The 14,039-nt window shown below is 64.2% G+C and carries 11 protein-coding genes, 2 tRNA genes and 1 rRNA gene; 6 read left to right on the forward strand and 8 right to left on the reverse strand.

The genetic code is table 11. From position 1 onward, the window contains the following. Positions 1–165: 165 nt before the first annotated feature. The 7 genes from QFZ94_RS09885 to QFZ94_RS09915 form a co-directional block, all read right to left on the reverse strand. Positions 166–1,734, reverse strand: a complete 1,569-nt coding sequence (locus QFZ94_RS09885; RefSeq protein ID WP_429456539.1) for an efflux transporter outer membrane subunit — start codon at positions 1,732–1,734, stop codon at positions 166–168. Then, positions 1,731–2,741 (reverse strand): efflux RND transporter periplasmic adaptor subunit, encoded by a 1,011-nt coding sequence (locus QFZ94_RS09890; protein ID WP_368584081.1) that lies wholly within the window; start codon positions 2,739–2,741, stop codon positions 1,731–1,733. The genes QFZ94_RS09885 and QFZ94_RS09890 overlap by 4 nt, the downstream gene beginning before the upstream one ends. After that, positions 2,738–2,947 (reverse strand): DUF1656 domain-containing protein, encoded by a 210-nt coding sequence (locus QFZ94_RS09895; RefSeq protein ID WP_176123222.1) that lies wholly within the window; start codon positions 2,945–2,947, stop codon positions 2,738–2,740. The genes QFZ94_RS09890 and QFZ94_RS09895 overlap by 4 nt, the downstream gene beginning before the upstream one ends. 69 nt (positions 2,948–3,016) lie before the next feature. Then, entirely contained in the window at positions 3,017–5,119 is a 2,103-nt protein-coding gene (locus tag QFZ94_RS09900; RefSeq protein WP_429456541.1) for an FUSC family protein, read from the reverse strand. 6 nt (positions 5,120–5,125) lie between these two features. Further along, a complete protein-coding gene (locus QFZ94_RS09905; RefSeq protein ID WP_368584079.1) occupies positions 5,126–5,746 on the reverse strand; it encodes a MarR family winged helix-turn-helix transcriptional regulator in 621 nt (206 codons plus the stop codon). An 85-nt stretch (positions 5,747–5,831) separates the two neighbouring features. Beyond that, positions 5,832–7,490, reverse strand: a complete 1,659-nt coding sequence (locus QFZ94_RS09910; protein WP_429456543.1) for an ATP-binding protein — start codon at positions 7,488–7,490, stop codon at positions 5,832–5,834. Positions 7,491–7,493: 3 nt separating this feature from the next. Beyond that, positions 7,494–9,011: an ATPase domain-containing protein gene (locus QFZ94_RS09915; protein WP_429456545.1), complete on the reverse strand. Its 1,518-nt coding sequence runs from the start codon at positions 9,009–9,011 to the stop codon at positions 7,494–7,496. A 196-nt stretch (positions 9,012–9,207) separates the two neighbouring features. Here QFZ94_RS09915 and QFZ94_RS09920 point away from each other — a divergent pair, with 196 nt between their 5' ends. Next, on the forward strand, positions 9,208–9,648 hold the full coding sequence (locus QFZ94_RS09920) for a hypothetical protein (RefSeq protein ID WP_429456547.1): 441 nt from the start codon (positions 9,208–9,210) through the stop codon (positions 9,646–9,648). A gap of 13 nt (positions 9,649–9,661) precedes the next feature. Here the strand turns inward: QFZ94_RS09920 and QFZ94_RS09925 are convergent, their stop codons facing one another. Then, positions 9,662–10,282, reverse strand: coding sequence for a histidine phosphatase family protein (locus tag QFZ94_RS09925; RefSeq protein ID WP_368584075.1), 621 nt, complete (start codon positions 10,280–10,282; stop codon positions 9,662–9,664). A 273-nt stretch (positions 10,283–10,555) separates the two neighbouring features. On the opposite strand from QFZ94_RS09925, the gene QFZ94_RS09930 reads away from it, so the two are divergent. The 5 genes from QFZ94_RS09930 (at position 10,556) to QFZ94_RS09950 (ending at position 13,940) form a co-directional block, all read left to right on the forward strand. Beyond that, complete coding sequence (locus tag QFZ94_RS09930; RefSeq protein ID WP_013093044.1) at positions 10,556–10,777, forward strand: CbtB domain-containing protein; 222 nt, start codon at positions 10,556–10,558, stop codon at positions 10,775–10,777. Between the two features lie 11 nt (positions 10,778–10,788). After that, the gene (locus QFZ94_RS09935) at positions 10,789–11,529 is read left to right on the forward strand and encodes a CbtA family protein (RefSeq protein WP_429456550.1); all 741 of its coding nucleotides are present in this window, start codon (positions 10,789–10,791) and stop codon (positions 11,527–11,529) included. A 590-nt stretch (positions 11,530–12,119) separates the two neighbouring features. After that, positions 12,120–13,652, forward strand: a 16S ribosomal RNA gene (locus tag QFZ94_RS09940). Positions 13,653–13,730: 78 nt separating this feature from the next. After that, a tRNA-Ile gene (locus QFZ94_RS09945) sits at positions 13,731–13,807 on the forward strand. A 57-nt stretch (positions 13,808–13,864) separates the two neighbouring features. Continuing rightward, positions 13,865–13,940, forward strand: a tRNA-Ala gene (locus tag QFZ94_RS09950). Positions 13,941–14,039: the final 99 nt, after the last annotated feature.

Raw genomic sequence — 14,039 nt, forward strand, 5'->3', positions numbered from 1 at the left:
ACCACCGTAACCACCGCGGTGAAGACACCGATGCATCCGCCCAACGTGACTACACCCTGCATGAATGGCGACATACGAGACCCCGTAGTTGAAGTGGTGTCACGTATTTAACCGAAAGAGAAAGCAAAAAGAAAGCTTGTCAAAAATAAATCGTAAGACGGCCGATCAAGGCGCTTTCACAGTCGCGGCGCTCGACGCTCCCGACTTCGCGCTCGGCTTGCCCGCTACGGGTGTTGCCTTCAACTGCGGGCGCGTTTCTCCCGGCGTGCTTTGCCCGCCGACCTCCCATCCGCCGCCCAGCGACAGGAACAGATTGACCTGATCGACCGCCACCTGGCCTTCCGCCGCCGCGAGCTGCGACTTTGCGGCCGTCAGTGTGCGCGTCGCGTCGAGATCGGCGAGGAACGACTCGCGGCCGGCGCGATACAGCCGATGCGTTTCATCCGCCGATTGCGCAGCCGACTTCAGCGCCGCGCGCAGCGCTTCGGCGCGTGCGTAATCGGACGAATAGGTTGCGAGGTTAGTCTCGGTTTCGCGCAGCGCGCCCAGCACCACGCCGTCGAACTTGGCGAGCGCGACCTGGCTCGACGCTTCCGCTTCGCGGACCCGCTGCCGCGCGCCATTGGCCGGGAAGTTCCAGCTGATCAGCGGACCGAAGCCCCAACGCGCCGTCGGCTGGGTGGGAATGTCTTCCAGAATGCCGGTGAAGCCCGCCGACGCGCCAATGCTGATGCTCGGATAAAGCGCGCCGGTCGCGACACCGATGCGCGCCGTCGATGCCGCGAGCTGACGCTCGGCTTCGTGCACATCCGGGCGCCGCCGCAGCAGCCCGGCGCCGTCGCCGATCGGAATCGGCTGGTGGATTTGCGGCAGCCGGTCGCACGCGAGCACGGCCGGCGGCAATTGCGACGGTGACTGCGCCAGCAGCATTGCGAGCCGGTATTGCGCGATCTTGCGGCGCGCGGTGTAGCGTGGAATGTCGGCCGTCAGGGTCTCGACCTGGGTCTGGCCGCTCGTGACCGCGGTCTGGTTGCCGCGGCCCGCGTCGCGCAGACGGCGCGACAGATCCACCCGCTGCTTCTGCAACGCGAGCGATTGCTGCGCGATGTGCAGTTCCTCCGCCGCCGAGCATTGTTCGACGTACGAGCGCACCACGTCCGCGACGACGGTGATGCGAGCGAGGTCGGCCGCGGCTTCCACGGCCTCGGTGTCCGCCGCCGCCGCTTCGACACCGCGGCGCAGCTTGCCGAACAGATCGATTTCGTACGAGACGTTGATGCCCATGTCACCCAGATTGGCGACCGGCAGTTTCTCGAACAGCAGGAATTGCTCGGCCGATTCCTGCGCGCGCTGGATCGCCACCGACGCGTTGCCGGAAAAGCCACCCTGCGCCTGCGCCACGCCCAGCGCCTCGCGCGAGCGCGCGAGATTCGCGGCCGCGACGCGCAGGTCGGTATTCGATTTCAACGCCTGTTCGACCAGACCGTTCAGCACCGGATCGTCGTACAGCTTCCACCAGACGGTCGGCGTGTTGAGGTTCGACGTCAGCGCGGGATCGGCGCCCTCGATCGCTCCAGTTGCGAGCGGCGCATTGACGAGCGCCTGTTTCGGCAGCGTGTAGTTCGGCCCGACGTTGATGCAGGCGTTCAGCGCGACGGTGAGCGGCAATAACGGCAGCAATGGCAGCAGCGGCAAGCGCGGCGCCAGCGAGGACAAGGTACGCACGAACTTCATTGCGACGCGCCCGACGGTGCGGTGGCCGTTGCCCCGGCCGACCCGGAGCCCACCGACGAACCCGGCGCCACCGGCGCGGCCGAAGCGGCGAGCGTGCCAGATGCGCCGCCCGTGCCCGACACGGCTCGGGTTCTGACCGGCGACAGATCACGCACCGACACCGTCGCGGTACGCCCCGCGATCAGGCGAAAATCAGCGGGCACTTCATCGAGCGCGACGCGCACCGGAATGCGCTGCGCGAGCCGCACCCAGCTGAACGCCGGGTTCACGTTCGGCAGCAGATTGGCGCTTTGCGTGCGGTCGCGGTCTTCGATACCGGCGACGATGCTCTGCACGTGCCCGCGCAGCGGCTTCGGCTCACCCATCACGATGATGTCGACCGGCTGGCCGATGTCGATGCCGCGCAGCTTGGTCTCCTCGAAGTAGCCGTCGACGCGGAACGAATGCATGTCGACCACCGCGACCACCGCGCGGCCCGCCGCAACGAATTCGCCGGCGCGCGGCGCGCGGTCGTTCAGATAGCCGTCGACCGGGCTTTTGATCGTCGAACGTTCGAGGTTCAGCTTCGCGGTGTCGATCGCGACGTTCGCATCGGCAAGCGCGGCTTCGCCCGCGTCGACGCGCGAGCGGCTTTCTTCGAGCACTTCGGCGGCGACGAGATTGCCGAGCTGGCGGTTGCGCGCGTATTCGCGGCGCGCCTGATCGAGCGTCGCGCGGCGCTGCTGCGCGGTTGCCTCGGCCTGACGCAAGGCGAGCGTGTAGCGCGCCTGGTCGATCCTGAACAGCACCTGGCCCTGCTTGACCTGCTGGTTGTCCATGACCTCGACCGACGAAATCAGTCCCGACACGTCGGGGGCGACCTGGATCACGTCGGCGCGTACGTGGCCGTCGCGGGTCCACGGCGCGAACAGGTAGTAGTTGACGAGTTTCCACAGCACGAATGCCGCGACCACCACGACGATCAGGGTCAGCAGGATCTGACCGACGGAGAACCAGGTTTTTTTCACGTTATTAGTCTGTGCGAAACGACGACGACAAGGCCCAGCACCAGCACATAGATGCCGAGATCGAAGACGGAGCGATGCCAGACGAAGCGGTAAAAGCCGGCGTAATCGAGCACGGTGCGGATGCCGAGGTTGATCAGATACGCGATCAACATCAGAACCAGCACGGACGGTACGAATACGCCGAAGATATCGATTTCACCGATCATCGCGGGAACTGGGAAAAGGGGGGACGGGGCGCGCCAGCGGGTACGAGCGGTGGCGCAAGAATGGGTACATCACGCGGCGGCCTCCGGTTCGGTCGGCGTTGGTTTCGTGAGGGTCGCCGGAAACAGCGAAAGACGCAAGCCGACCAGCGCGTGCAGCGCATCGCGCAACTGGCGCGCGGAGGTTGGCGAGGTCTCGGTCGGCGCCGCGGCGTTGGCCAGCCCCTGCGCGGTGATACGCGCGACGGCCACGTCGATCAACGACATCAGGCTGTCCGGTACCGGCTCGCGGTGGCGTCGCGCGACGCAGCTTTCGTAGTATGCACGCACTCCATCCAGCACATGCTCGATCGCGCCGGCCGCTTCGCCGCCGAGCTTGCGGGTGAGGCGGCGCAAATCGAGCGCGTTGAATGCGATGCGCAGATCGCGGAAGCTCTCGATCGACGGATGGCGTTGGTCGTCGGTGGCAGCAAGGCGCGGGATCAATTGCATCAGCCGGTCGAGCATGCGCGCCGCGAGGTTGCGCGGATCTTCGATCGGCCGCGTCGATGCGGTCAGCGCGACGTCGGCCCAGCTCGAGCGCAACAGGCGCGCCGCGGCGAGCTCGGCGCCGAACGGGCGCGTCACGCGGGTCCACAGGTACGCATAGAGCAGGCCTGAGAGGCCCGCGAGGTTGGCGTTCAGGAACGTCAGGAAGTTCGCGTCGTAAGCGTCCTGAATGCTGATGAAGGTGGCCGTGTTCACCGCGACCAGCACCGTCACCATGTTGAACTGCGGGCGCGGAATCAGCGTGCCGACCAGAATGAACGGCGCGGCGAACAGGATCACCAGCATCGCGAAGTCGTGTACCTGCGGCAGCACGACGAACAGATAGAGGCCCGCGGCCACGACGGCGACGCCAGTCGCGACGAAGAAGCGGAACATGAACGGCGCGGGTTCGTCGAGCGCGGCGAAGAAGCAGCAGGCGACCGCCGCCAGCGTGACCGCGCTCGCGCCGTCGTTCCAGCCCGAGCCGATCCACAGCGCGCACGCGAGCACCACGGCCGCGCCCGCCGACAGGGTCGCGAACAGCATCATGCCGCGATCGTAGAAGCGCTCGGTGCCGCCGAGCCGCCAGTGACGGAAATGCGGCCGCCACGAACCTTCCTCGCGGGTGATGATGATGCGCAGCGAGCGGCAGTCCTGCCACACGTCGATCACTTGCCCCAGCCGCCACAGCGCATTCGACAGCAGCGCGCCGTCCCAATGCGCGAGCGCGGCGGCGGGCGGGCGCATCGCGGCGATGCGCGCGCGCAGCGCGTTGGCGGTTTCGTCCGCGTGATAGCCCTCGCTCGGCTCGGGCAGCGGTTGGTTGAACCACTTGATGACGTCGTCGATCAGCGTCTGCAGCCCTTCGGGCCAGTGTTGCGGGCCGTTGTTGTAGAGCGCGAGCAGCGGATCGGCGAGCGACGACATGATAGGCAGCAGCAACTGCATGCGGCCGCGCAGTTCATGCGCGCGCGCGAGCACGTCGGGCCGCGTGTGGTCGTAGGCGAGCTGGCTCAGCAGCAGTTCGAGACCGTTGATCGTGCTCGCGAGCCGTTGCCGCGCGCCGGAAATCGCCGAGCTTGCGATGCGGCCCGATAGCGTTTCGGTCGCGTAGAACGCGGCGTCGCGAAACCATGCGTCGGTGCGCTCGATGATCGTTGGCGCCAGTCGGCTCGGAAACACCGCGCTGCCGACGATGCTCGCGCACACGATGCCGAGAATGATCTCCTCGGTCCGGCTCACGGCGAGATCGAACACGCCGGTCGGATTCGTCACCGATGGCAGCGCGATGATCGGCATCGTATAGGCGGCCAGCATGAACACGTAGCTGCGCGCGGTGCGGTCCGCTACCGCGAGGTACAGCATCGTGCAGGTCCACGCTGCGACGATCACGCTGAACAGGTACGGCGATTCGACGAACGGCGGCACCAGCAGCACCGCGCCAGACGCGCCGAGCGCGGTGCCCAGCGCACGATAGATCGCCTTCGAGCGGGTCGCGCCGACGAACGGGTTCGACACGATATAGACGGTGGCCATCGCCCAGTACGGACGCGGCAGTTCGAACGCGAGGCCGATGTAGAGCGCGAGCATGGCCGCGGCGAACGTCTTGATTGAGAACAGCCAGTCGCGGAGAGTGGGATAGACCATGAGCCGTTACGCGGAATCGGCGTTGTGCGGCGCGCTGGCTCGCGCCCCGCGCCTGGTGGACTTGCGCGCCTTGACGGTGCCGCGGGATTTGCCGGCCGTTTTGGCCGCGCTTTTGCCGCTCGTCCGTTTGACCTTGCCGGCAAGCGGCTCGCCTTTGGCCGGCTCGGGCTCGCCGCCGCCCGGTTCGGAGCGTGCGGCGGCATCGGTCGTGAATGCGTCGAGCACGCGCAGCGCGGCTTCGAGATCGTCGCGCGATACACCTTTGAGCGCCTGCGCGCGCAGCGTGACCAGCTCCTCTTCCATCTTCGCGGTGACGGCGCGGCCTTCGTCGGTCAGGACGACGGTCTTCGCGCGGCGGTCTTCGGGGTCTTCGTCACGGCGCATCAGGCCGGCCGCGCACAGCTGGTCGAGCAGCCGCACGAGCGATGGCCCCTCGATGCCGATGTGATCGGCGAGCGTGACCTGACGCACCGCCGAGCCGAGCCGGCTTGCGGTCAGAAGCGGTGTCGCGCACGCTTCGGAGACGTTGAAGGCCGCGAGCACACCGTGACTCGTGCGCCGCCACTTTCTGGCGGCGACGACCAGCGTGCTGCTGACGGTGCGGCGCAAGGCATCGAGATTCGACATGGCGGGTATTGTATTTCCAAAATATTCGTTAGCAAACTATTGATTTTGGAAATCGTGGCCGAACCGGAGGAGTCTGCGGCGCGAATCACGCAACCAGCCCGATCCGCACCGTGCGCGCCAGGTCGTCGAGCTGGAACGGCTTGCGCAGGATCGTGCAATGCTTGACTGCGAGATCGGAGATGTTGACGTCCGCATAACCGGTCGCGAGGATCACCGGCAGATCGGCACGAAGCTTGCGCGCCGCGGCGATCACGTCGATGCCGTTCATGCCCGGCATCGCGAAGTCGACCATCAGCAGATCGGGATGATCGTCGACGAGGCGGTCAAGGCCGGCCTGGCCGTCGGCGGCCTCGGTCACCGTATAGCCGAGCATGCGCAATGATTCGACGAGCATCGCGCGCACCTCGTTGTCGTCCTCGACCACGAGGACGTGCTTGTCGCCGGCCGCGTTCGCTTCCGCGTCGGACTCCGCTTCGTTGTGCGCGACCACCCGCTCGCGCATCGGCAGCCAGATCTGCACCGTGGTGCCAATGCCTTCTTCGCTGAAGATGCGCGCGGTGCCGCCCGCCTGCCTCGCGATGCCATACACCTGGCTCAGGCCGAGCCCCGTGCCCTTGCCGACAGGCTTGGTCGTGAAGAACGGATCGAACACGCGCGACACGACGTCGGGCGGAATGCCTTCTCCGGTATCGGTGACTTCGATCACGACGTAGCGGCCTTGCTTCAGCGTCTGGTCGGGCGCATCGCGCAGGGTCACGCGAATGTCGAGGCGGCCGCCATCGGGCATCGCGTCGCGCGCGTTGATCGCGAGATTGAGCACCGCGAGCTCGAGCTGATTCGCGTCGGCGCGGGTCCACATTTCATTGCGCTCGAAGTCGTTGCCGTAGCGGATGCTCGATCCGAGCGACACCGCGATGATGTCGCGCATGCCTTGCAGCAGCGCGACCACGTCGATCGCTTTCAGATTCGGGTTGCTGTTGCGGGAGAAGGTCAGCAGCTGGCCGGTCAGTTTCGCGCCGCGCTCGGTCGCGCGCTTGACGGTGGCGGCCATGCCGCGCAGGCGTTCGTCGCCGCTCACGCGCGCGATCAGTTCCGCGTTCACCATGATCACGTTCAGCAGATTGTTGAAGTCGTGCGCGATGCCGCCGGTCAGCTGGCCGAGCGCCTCCATCTTCTGCGATTGCACGAGCACGGCCTGCACCTTCGCGCGTTCGTGGATCTCGGCCATCAGCCGGTCGTTGGCCGACGCGAGTTCGTGCGTGCGCGCGGCGATGCGGCTTTCCAGCGAATCGTTCAGCTGCTCCAGCGCGTCCTGTGCCTCGATGCGCTCGGCAAGCAGCCGTCGCGATTCATATTGCCGCCCGCGGGCCCGCAACGACGACGCGACCGCGCGCCGCAAGGTTTCCGAATTGAGCGGACGCTCGAGCACGACGACGTTGCCGAGCCGTTCGAGCACTTCGAGCCCGCGCGTGGAGCGATGGCCGATGCTGCGCGCGGCGAGCAGGATGAACGGGAAGTCGGACCATGCGGGCTGCCGTTCGAGCCAAGCAAAGAGGCCCGAGCCGTGGCCGTTCGCGAGCGCTTCCTCGGTGAGCAGCGCGGTGCCGGCTCCGGCGTCGAGCTCGCTGGTGAGCGCGTCGGCGTCGTCGCAGGTCACGCACGCGCGTGCGTCGTTGTGCAACACAGCGGCGATCACTTCGGCGTCGCGGCCGAACGGTGCGAGGATGAGGACACGCTGCTCCATCGCTTACTGTCCCGATGTGTCGATCAGATTGTTCGCCGCGCCGAGCATCGCGGTGCCGCCGCGATACGAGGGCAGGCCCGACAACACGCCCTCGAAATCACGCAGCGCTTCGCCGATCTCGACGCCTGCGGTGCCGAGGCGGAACTGGCGGATCGTGCGTTCATGATCGTTCGCGCGGCTCTTGACGGCGGTTACCGCGGTCAGCACTTCGCCGTGATGCTCGAAGTAGCGGAACAGCACGACCACGTCGCTCAGATAACTGATGTCGACCTCGGTCTGCACCTCGCCGATGATGCCGTGCTGCCCGAGCACGAGCATCGTGACCACGCCCTGCTGATTCAGATAGCCGAGTAGCTCATGCATGTGCAGCAGCAGGAAGCGCTCGCCGGGTATCGCCTGCAGATAGGCGTTCAGGCTGTCGACCGCGACATAGCACACACCTTCGTTTTCGACCGCGTTGCGCACGTCGCTCGACAGCTCGCCCGGCGAGATTTCCGCGGGATCGATCTGGCGCAAAGTCAGCAGACCGCTGTCGACATGCGGTGCGAGGTCCATGCCGAGCGACGCGCAGCGCGTGACCAGGGTGCTGAGCGTTTCGTCGAACACGTAGTACGCGCAGCGCTCGCCGCGTTCGAGCGCGGCAAGCAGGCACGACACGACGGTGGTGGTTTTGCCGACCCCCGACGGGCCGATGATCAGCGAATTGGTGCCGGGAACGAGGCCGCCGCCGAGCAGCGCGTCGAGGCCGGGCGTGCCGGTGCTCATCGGGCTCGTGCCGAATTCGCGGTGATGCTCGGCGGCGACCAGGCGCGGATAGACGCGCAGACCGCCGGTGTTCAGCGTGAAGTCGTGATAGCCCTCGCGGAACTTGATGCCGCGCATCTTCGCGATGCGCAGACGGCGGCGGTTGCCGCCGTAATCGTGGGAAATGTTGTCAAGGCTGATCACGCCGTGCACGATGCTGTGAAGCTGAATGCCGGAGGCGCTGGCCGACGTGTCGTCGAGCAGCAGCACCGTGCATGCGCGTGTCGAGAAATGGTGCTTGAGCGCGAGAATCTGCCGGCGGTAGCGCAACGGGTTCTCCGCCAGCAGCCGCAGTTCGGACAGGCTGTCGAGCACGACGCGCGCGGGTTTCAGTTCGTCGACGTGTTCGATCACGTTGCGCACGCTTTCGCCGAGTTCGACTTCGGCCGGGTGCAGCACGCTCTGTTCGTATTGTGGTTCGAGCCCTTCTTCGGGCAGCTGTTCGAGTATCTTGAAGCGGCTCAGATCCCAGCCGTGGCTCGCGCCGATCGCGAGCAGTTCGGCACGGGTTTCGGACAGCGTGACGTAAAGACCGGTCTGCCCTTCGTCGAGGCCCTTGAGTAAGAATTGCAACGCCAGGGTGGTTTTACCCGTGCCTGGCTCACCCTCTACGAGGTACATGCGGTTCGGCGTGAGACCACCGCCGAGGATGTCGTCGATTCCTGCGATGCCCGACCATAAGCGGGCGGGGGTGGGGGCGGCGGTGGTGGTCGACATGATGGTTGCAATGACGTCGGCAGTGGCTTTGATCGGAAGCGGCGTGATGTTGCGGCCGGTATGGCGCCACGCAATTTGTGTGCCGTCCTGCGCGGCCCGCGTGCTGGGTGCTGGCGCGAATGGGCATGAAGCGTGCTGTTGAAGGTGGCTCGCTGCGAGCTTTTTTCAGCAGCGCTCTGGAAGCTTCACGCACAACATGAAAGCCTATCGACACTCCGCTATCGCGCTTACCGCGGCATCGCTCGTTGCGCTGCTGCCGGCCGGCGCATCCGCCGACGATAGTCCCAGACCTTGCGGCGCGCTCAAACGGATCGTCGCCGCGGCGCCCGACGGCTTCACCTCGCTGACGCCCGACGACGGCAAAGGCGTCGCGCAACCCTATGGCGACGACGCGCAATGTTCGGCCGCGCATCGTAGTTTCCAGTGCACGTGGACGCCGCATCAGGCGACGGGCTCGAACGCGGATGCATTGGAAGCGGTCGCGGCCGACATCGCGTCGTGCCTGCCCGATGCAACCCACGATCAGAATTCGCCGGGACGTCAGCACTTTTATCTCGGCGCGAAGAATCGACGCACCGAAATCACGCTGACGCCCGAGGGGTCGAACCGGTTGCGGCTCGTGGTGTCGGGCAGGTAAGCGGCGGTTCCGTTCAGGCGGTGGCGGCCGGCCACCATGACCAGCCGCGTCGCGAGTGGCGTAATTCGACGACCGACAGCGGCGCGATCTCGATGTGACAGAACACGGTTGGCGACGCGCCGAGGGCATGCACGATTGCCGCTCGCAGAAGCGTTGCGTGAGTGATCGCGATGATGGTCCGACCGTGCGCAGAGGCCGCGAAGCCTGCTTCGTTGACCGCGTTGCATGAGTGTGCGTCTGCCTGTTGCGCGTCGAGCCACTCTCCGACCCGCCGCACCAGTCGATCGAACGATTCACCGCCGGGCGGCGCAGCGTCGGGCTCGCGTGTCCAGGCCGCGAGTTCGCGGGGGGCTTCGTCGGCAATATCCGCGAGGCGCTGGCCGCGCCATTTGCCGTAGTCGATATCCGCCAATGCGTCGGCAGGCGTGGCGCTCAGACCGAGCGCGGCGGACGTTTGGCGCGCGCTTGCGGCGGGACTGGTGAACACGGCGGCGTCGGCGGGAAGCGCGAGACGGGCGCGCGCCGCTTCGGCTTCGGCGCGGCCGCGCGCGTCGAGCGGATCGTCGGCGGGGAAGCGGCCCGCGCGCTGTGCGGCCGTTGCCGCATGGCTCACCAGTAACAGTCGCGTATCCATTCTTTGCGTTGGCGCCTCATTCGCACTTGCCTGCATGGCTTCATCGGCTCGCGGCGGGCGTTGCGCGTTGCGAGGTAGCCTTCGTCGTCGCGGAAGCCGCAGTTTAGCGCGTAGAATACCGACACTGCGAAGCACGGAAGCCGGTGAGAGCCCGGCGCGGTCGCGCCACTGTAATCGGCCTTGCAATCCACAAGAGCCGAAAGCCAGACCTGAGCTTCGCATCATTCTTCCGCAATCGACTATCGGGGCGCGTTACCCCAGGAGATGTCCATCATGACCGAAGCTGTTTTCGATCGCGCCGCGCAACCGGCGGCCCAGCCCACTCCCATTCCTTTGCGCGAACTGCTGCCGTGGGTCGTGTTCGGCGGCTTGCTGCTGTTGCTCGCGCTTTACTTCGTTGGTGCGGAACAGGGCGCGACATCGCTCGTGCCTGGCATGTACGTGCATGAGTTCGTGCACGACGGCCGCCATCTGCTTGGCTTTCCCTGCCACTAACGGAGTTCGACATGGTAGGAAAATTGTTGGTGCGCGGGATGCTCGCGGGCATCGTCGCGGGCTTGCTCACATTCGCGTTCGCGCGAATCGTCGGCGAACCACAGGTCGAGCAGGCCATTTCGCTCGAAGAAAAAGCGGCCACCGCGCGCGGCGAGGCGCCCGAGCCCGAAATCGTGAGCCGTGAGACGCAGGCTGGCCTCGGCCTGCTGACTGGCGTGGTCACGTATGGTGCGGCATTCGGCGGTCTGTTCTCGCTGGTGTTTGCTTATTCATATGGACGCACGGGTACCTCGAGCGTGCGCGCGCTGTCCGCGTGGCTCGCGCTTGGCGCGTTCATTGCCCTCGTGGTCGTGCCGAATATCAAGTATCCGGCCAATCCGCCGTCGGTCGGTGATCCGGACACGATCGGCACGCGCACGGGCCTGTTCCTTCTGATGATCGCGATTTCGCTCACGACGATGGTGTTTTCGCTGAAGGTGCGGCGCCGCGCGGCGGCGAAGCTGGGTGCATGGAACGGCTCGATCGTCGCGGGACTCGTATTCGTCGTGATCATCGCGGCCGTACAACTGTCGATGCCGGTCATCAATGAAGTACCGGCCACGTTCCCGGCCGTGCTGCTGTGGAAGTTCCGCGTCGCGGCGATCGGCATGCAGGTGGTCATGTGGACGACGATCGGGTTGTTGTTCGGCGCGATGGTCGAGCGCAGTCCTTTTATGCGAACGAATGCGCGGGTGACGATGAAGTCGGCCTGAATGGGACCGTGACGCGTGGCCGCGCAAGCGGCCACGCTTCGCGCGCAATGCGCGAGAATGGTTTTGGATCAAGTACTTGGCGTGGTTGTGGAGCGGTTATCCACAGCCTTGCGAACATTTTCTGTGGAAAAGCTGCTTAACGGCTTTTCGCAACTCTACTCGACGCGGCTCCCAGTGAATCCAATTGGACGCCTAACTAATTCCATCTTGTGCGTGGGGCTGCTTAATTTTTGAGCTCTTCAACTTTTTAAAATAATTTGTGAGAAGGGTATTGACGTGTTGTCGACCGCTCTCCATAATCTCGTTTCTCTGCTGCAGACGCAGCGACGCAAACGAAGCGGTGCCGGGTAGTGGTGGTTCAGGCGCGGCGGGTTGGGCGGATCGATCTTTAAAAACTAACAGCCGATAAGTGTGGGCGCTTGATGCGGAATGCGGCGGCGGATTCTTGTGGATCTGCTGCAAGGCAAAAAGTATCAGAAAGCCTCACACAGTATTAGAGGAAGGTTTATCTGTCGAAAGACGGATTGATCATCGTCAGTACGTTGAGTGAGCGACCGGTTTCTGACGAAACCGAAAACAGTAACAGGTTTGAACTGAAGAGTTTGATCCTGGCTCAGATTGAACGCTGGCGGCATGCCTTACACATGCAAGTCGAACGGCAGCACGGACTTCGGTCTGGTGGCGAGTGGCGAACGGGTGAGTAATACATCGGAACGTGTCCTGGAGTGGGGGATAGCCCGGCGAAAGCCGGATTAATACCGCATACGCTCTGTGGAGGAAAGCGGGGGATCTTTCGGGACCTCGCGCTCAAGGGGCGGCCGATGGCAGATTAGGTAGTTGGTGGGGTAAAGGCCTACCAAGCCGACGATCTGTAGCTGGTCTGAGAGGACGACCAGCCACACTGGGACTGAGACACGGCCCAGACTCCTACGGGAGGCAGCAGTGGGGAATTTTGGACAATGGGCGCAAGCCTGATCCAGCAATGCCGCGTGTGTGAAGAAGGCCTTCGGGTTGTAAAGCACTTTTGTCCGGAAAGAAAACCTCGTGGCTAATATCCATGAGGGATGACGGTACCGGAAGAATAAGCACCGGCTAACTACGTGCCAGCAGCCGCGGTAATACGTAGGGTGCGAGCGTTAATCGGAATTACTGGGCGTAAAGCGTGCGCAGGCGGTGCTGTAAGACCGATGTGAAATCCCCGGGCTTAACCTGGGAACTGCATTGGTGACTGCAGCGCTGGAGTATGGCAGAGGGGGGTGGAATTCCACGTGTAGCAGTGAAATGCGTAGAGATGTGGAGGAACACCGATGGCGAAGGCAGCCCCCTGGGCCAATACTGACGCTCATGCACGAAAGCGTGGGGAGCAAACAGGATTAGATACCCTGGTAGTCCACGCCCTAAACGATGTCAACTGGTTGTCGGGCCTTCATTGGCTTGGTAACGTAGCTAACGCGTGAAGTTGACCGCCTGGGGAGTACGGTCGCAAGATTAAAACTCAAAGGAATTGACGGGGACCCGCACAAGCGGTGGATGATGTGGATTAATTCGATGCAACGCGAAAAACCTTACCTACCCTTGACATGGATGGAATCCTGCTGAGAGGCGGGAGTGCCCGAAAGGGAGCCATCACACAGGTGCTGCATGGCTGTCGTCAGCTCGTGTCGTGAGATGTTGGGTTAAGTCCCGCAACGAGCGCAACCCTTGTCCCTAGTTGCTACGCAAGAGCACTCCAGGGAGACTGCCGGTGACAAACCGGAGGAAGGTGGGGATGACGTCAAGTCCTCATGGCCCTTATGGGTAGGGCTTCACACGTCATACAATGGTCGGAACAGAGGGTTGCCAAGCCGCGAGGTGGAGCCAATCCCAGAAAACCGATCGTAGTCCGGATCGCACTCTGCAACTCGAGTGCGTGAAGCTGGAATCGCTAGTAATCGCGGATCAGCATGCCGCGGTGAATACGTTCCCGGGTCTTGTACACACCGCCCGTCACACCATGGGAGTGGGTTTTACCAGAAGTGGCTAGTCTAACCGCAAGGAGGACGGTCACCACGGTAGGATTCATGACTGGGGTGAAGTCGTAACAAGGTAGCCGTATCGGAAGGTGCGGCTGGATCACCTCCTTTCCAGAGCTATGCATTCAGTGCATTCAAGTGCTCACGCTTATCGGCTGTGGTTTAGAGAAGCAACGCAGACAGACTCAGGGGTCTGTAGCTCAGTCGGTTAGAGCACCGTCTTGATAAGGCGGGGGTCGATGGTTCGAATCCATCCAGACCCACCACTGTCTTGTCTGGTGAGCTGGTCGGGTGAGCCCCTCTGGAGTGTGTGCTGTATGACTGGGGGATTAGCTCAGCTGGGAGAGCACCTGCTTTGCAAGCAGGGGGTCGTCGGTTCGATCCCGTCATCCTCCACCAATCCTCAATGCGCAGGGTTCTGCACACATGCAGAGCGTTGCGCATTGGCGATTGAGCCAGTCAGCGCGATGTGAGGCAACTCATGATCGGCTGTCGTTC

Source organism: Paraburkholderia sp. JPY465 (assembly GCF_050436725.1).
Lineage (GTDB): Bacteria > Pseudomonadota > Gammaproteobacteria > Burkholderiales > Burkholderiaceae > Paraburkholderia > Paraburkholderia youngii.

Bases quoted from the DNA above. Each gene is read 5' to 3' on its own strand.
- QFZ94_RS09885 (WP_429456539.1), bottom strand. From the start codon at position 1,734: ATGAAGTTCGTGCGTACCTTGTCCTCGCTGGCGCCGCGCTTGCCGCTG.
- QFZ94_RS09895 (WP_176123222.1), bottom strand. From the start codon at position 2,947: ATGATCGGTGAAATCGATATCTTCGGCGTATTCGTACCGTCCGTGCTG.
- QFZ94_RS09900 (WP_429456541.1), bottom strand. From the start codon at position 5,119: ATGGTCTATCCCACTCTCCGCGACTGGCTGTTCTCAATCAAGACGTTC.
- QFZ94_RS09905 (WP_368584079.1), bottom strand. From the start codon at position 5,746: ATGTCGAATCTCGATGCCTTGCGCCGCACCGTCAGCAGCACGCTGGTC.
- QFZ94_RS09910 (WP_429456543.1), bottom strand. From the start codon at position 7,490: ATGGAGCAGCGTGTCCTCATCCTCGCACCGTTCGGCCGCGACGCCGAA.
- QFZ94_RS09915 (WP_429456545.1), bottom strand. From the start codon at position 9,011: ATGTCGACCACCACCGCCGCCCCCACCCCCGCCCGCTTATGGTCGGGC.
- QFZ94_RS09920 (WP_429456547.1), top strand. From the start codon at position 9,208: ATGAAAGCCTATCGACACTCCGCTATCGCGCTTACCGCGGCATCGCTC.
- QFZ94_RS09925 (WP_368584075.1), bottom strand. From the start codon at position 10,282: ATGGATACGCGACTGTTACTGGTGAGCCATGCGGCAACGGCCGCACAG.
- QFZ94_RS09930 (WP_013093044.1), top strand. From the start codon at position 10,556: ATGACCGAAGCTGTTTTCGATCGCGCCGCGCAACCGGCGGCCCAGCCC.
- QFZ94_RS09935 (WP_429456550.1), top strand. From the start codon at position 10,789: ATGGTAGGAAAATTGTTGGTGCGCGGGATGCTCGCGGGCATCGTCGCG.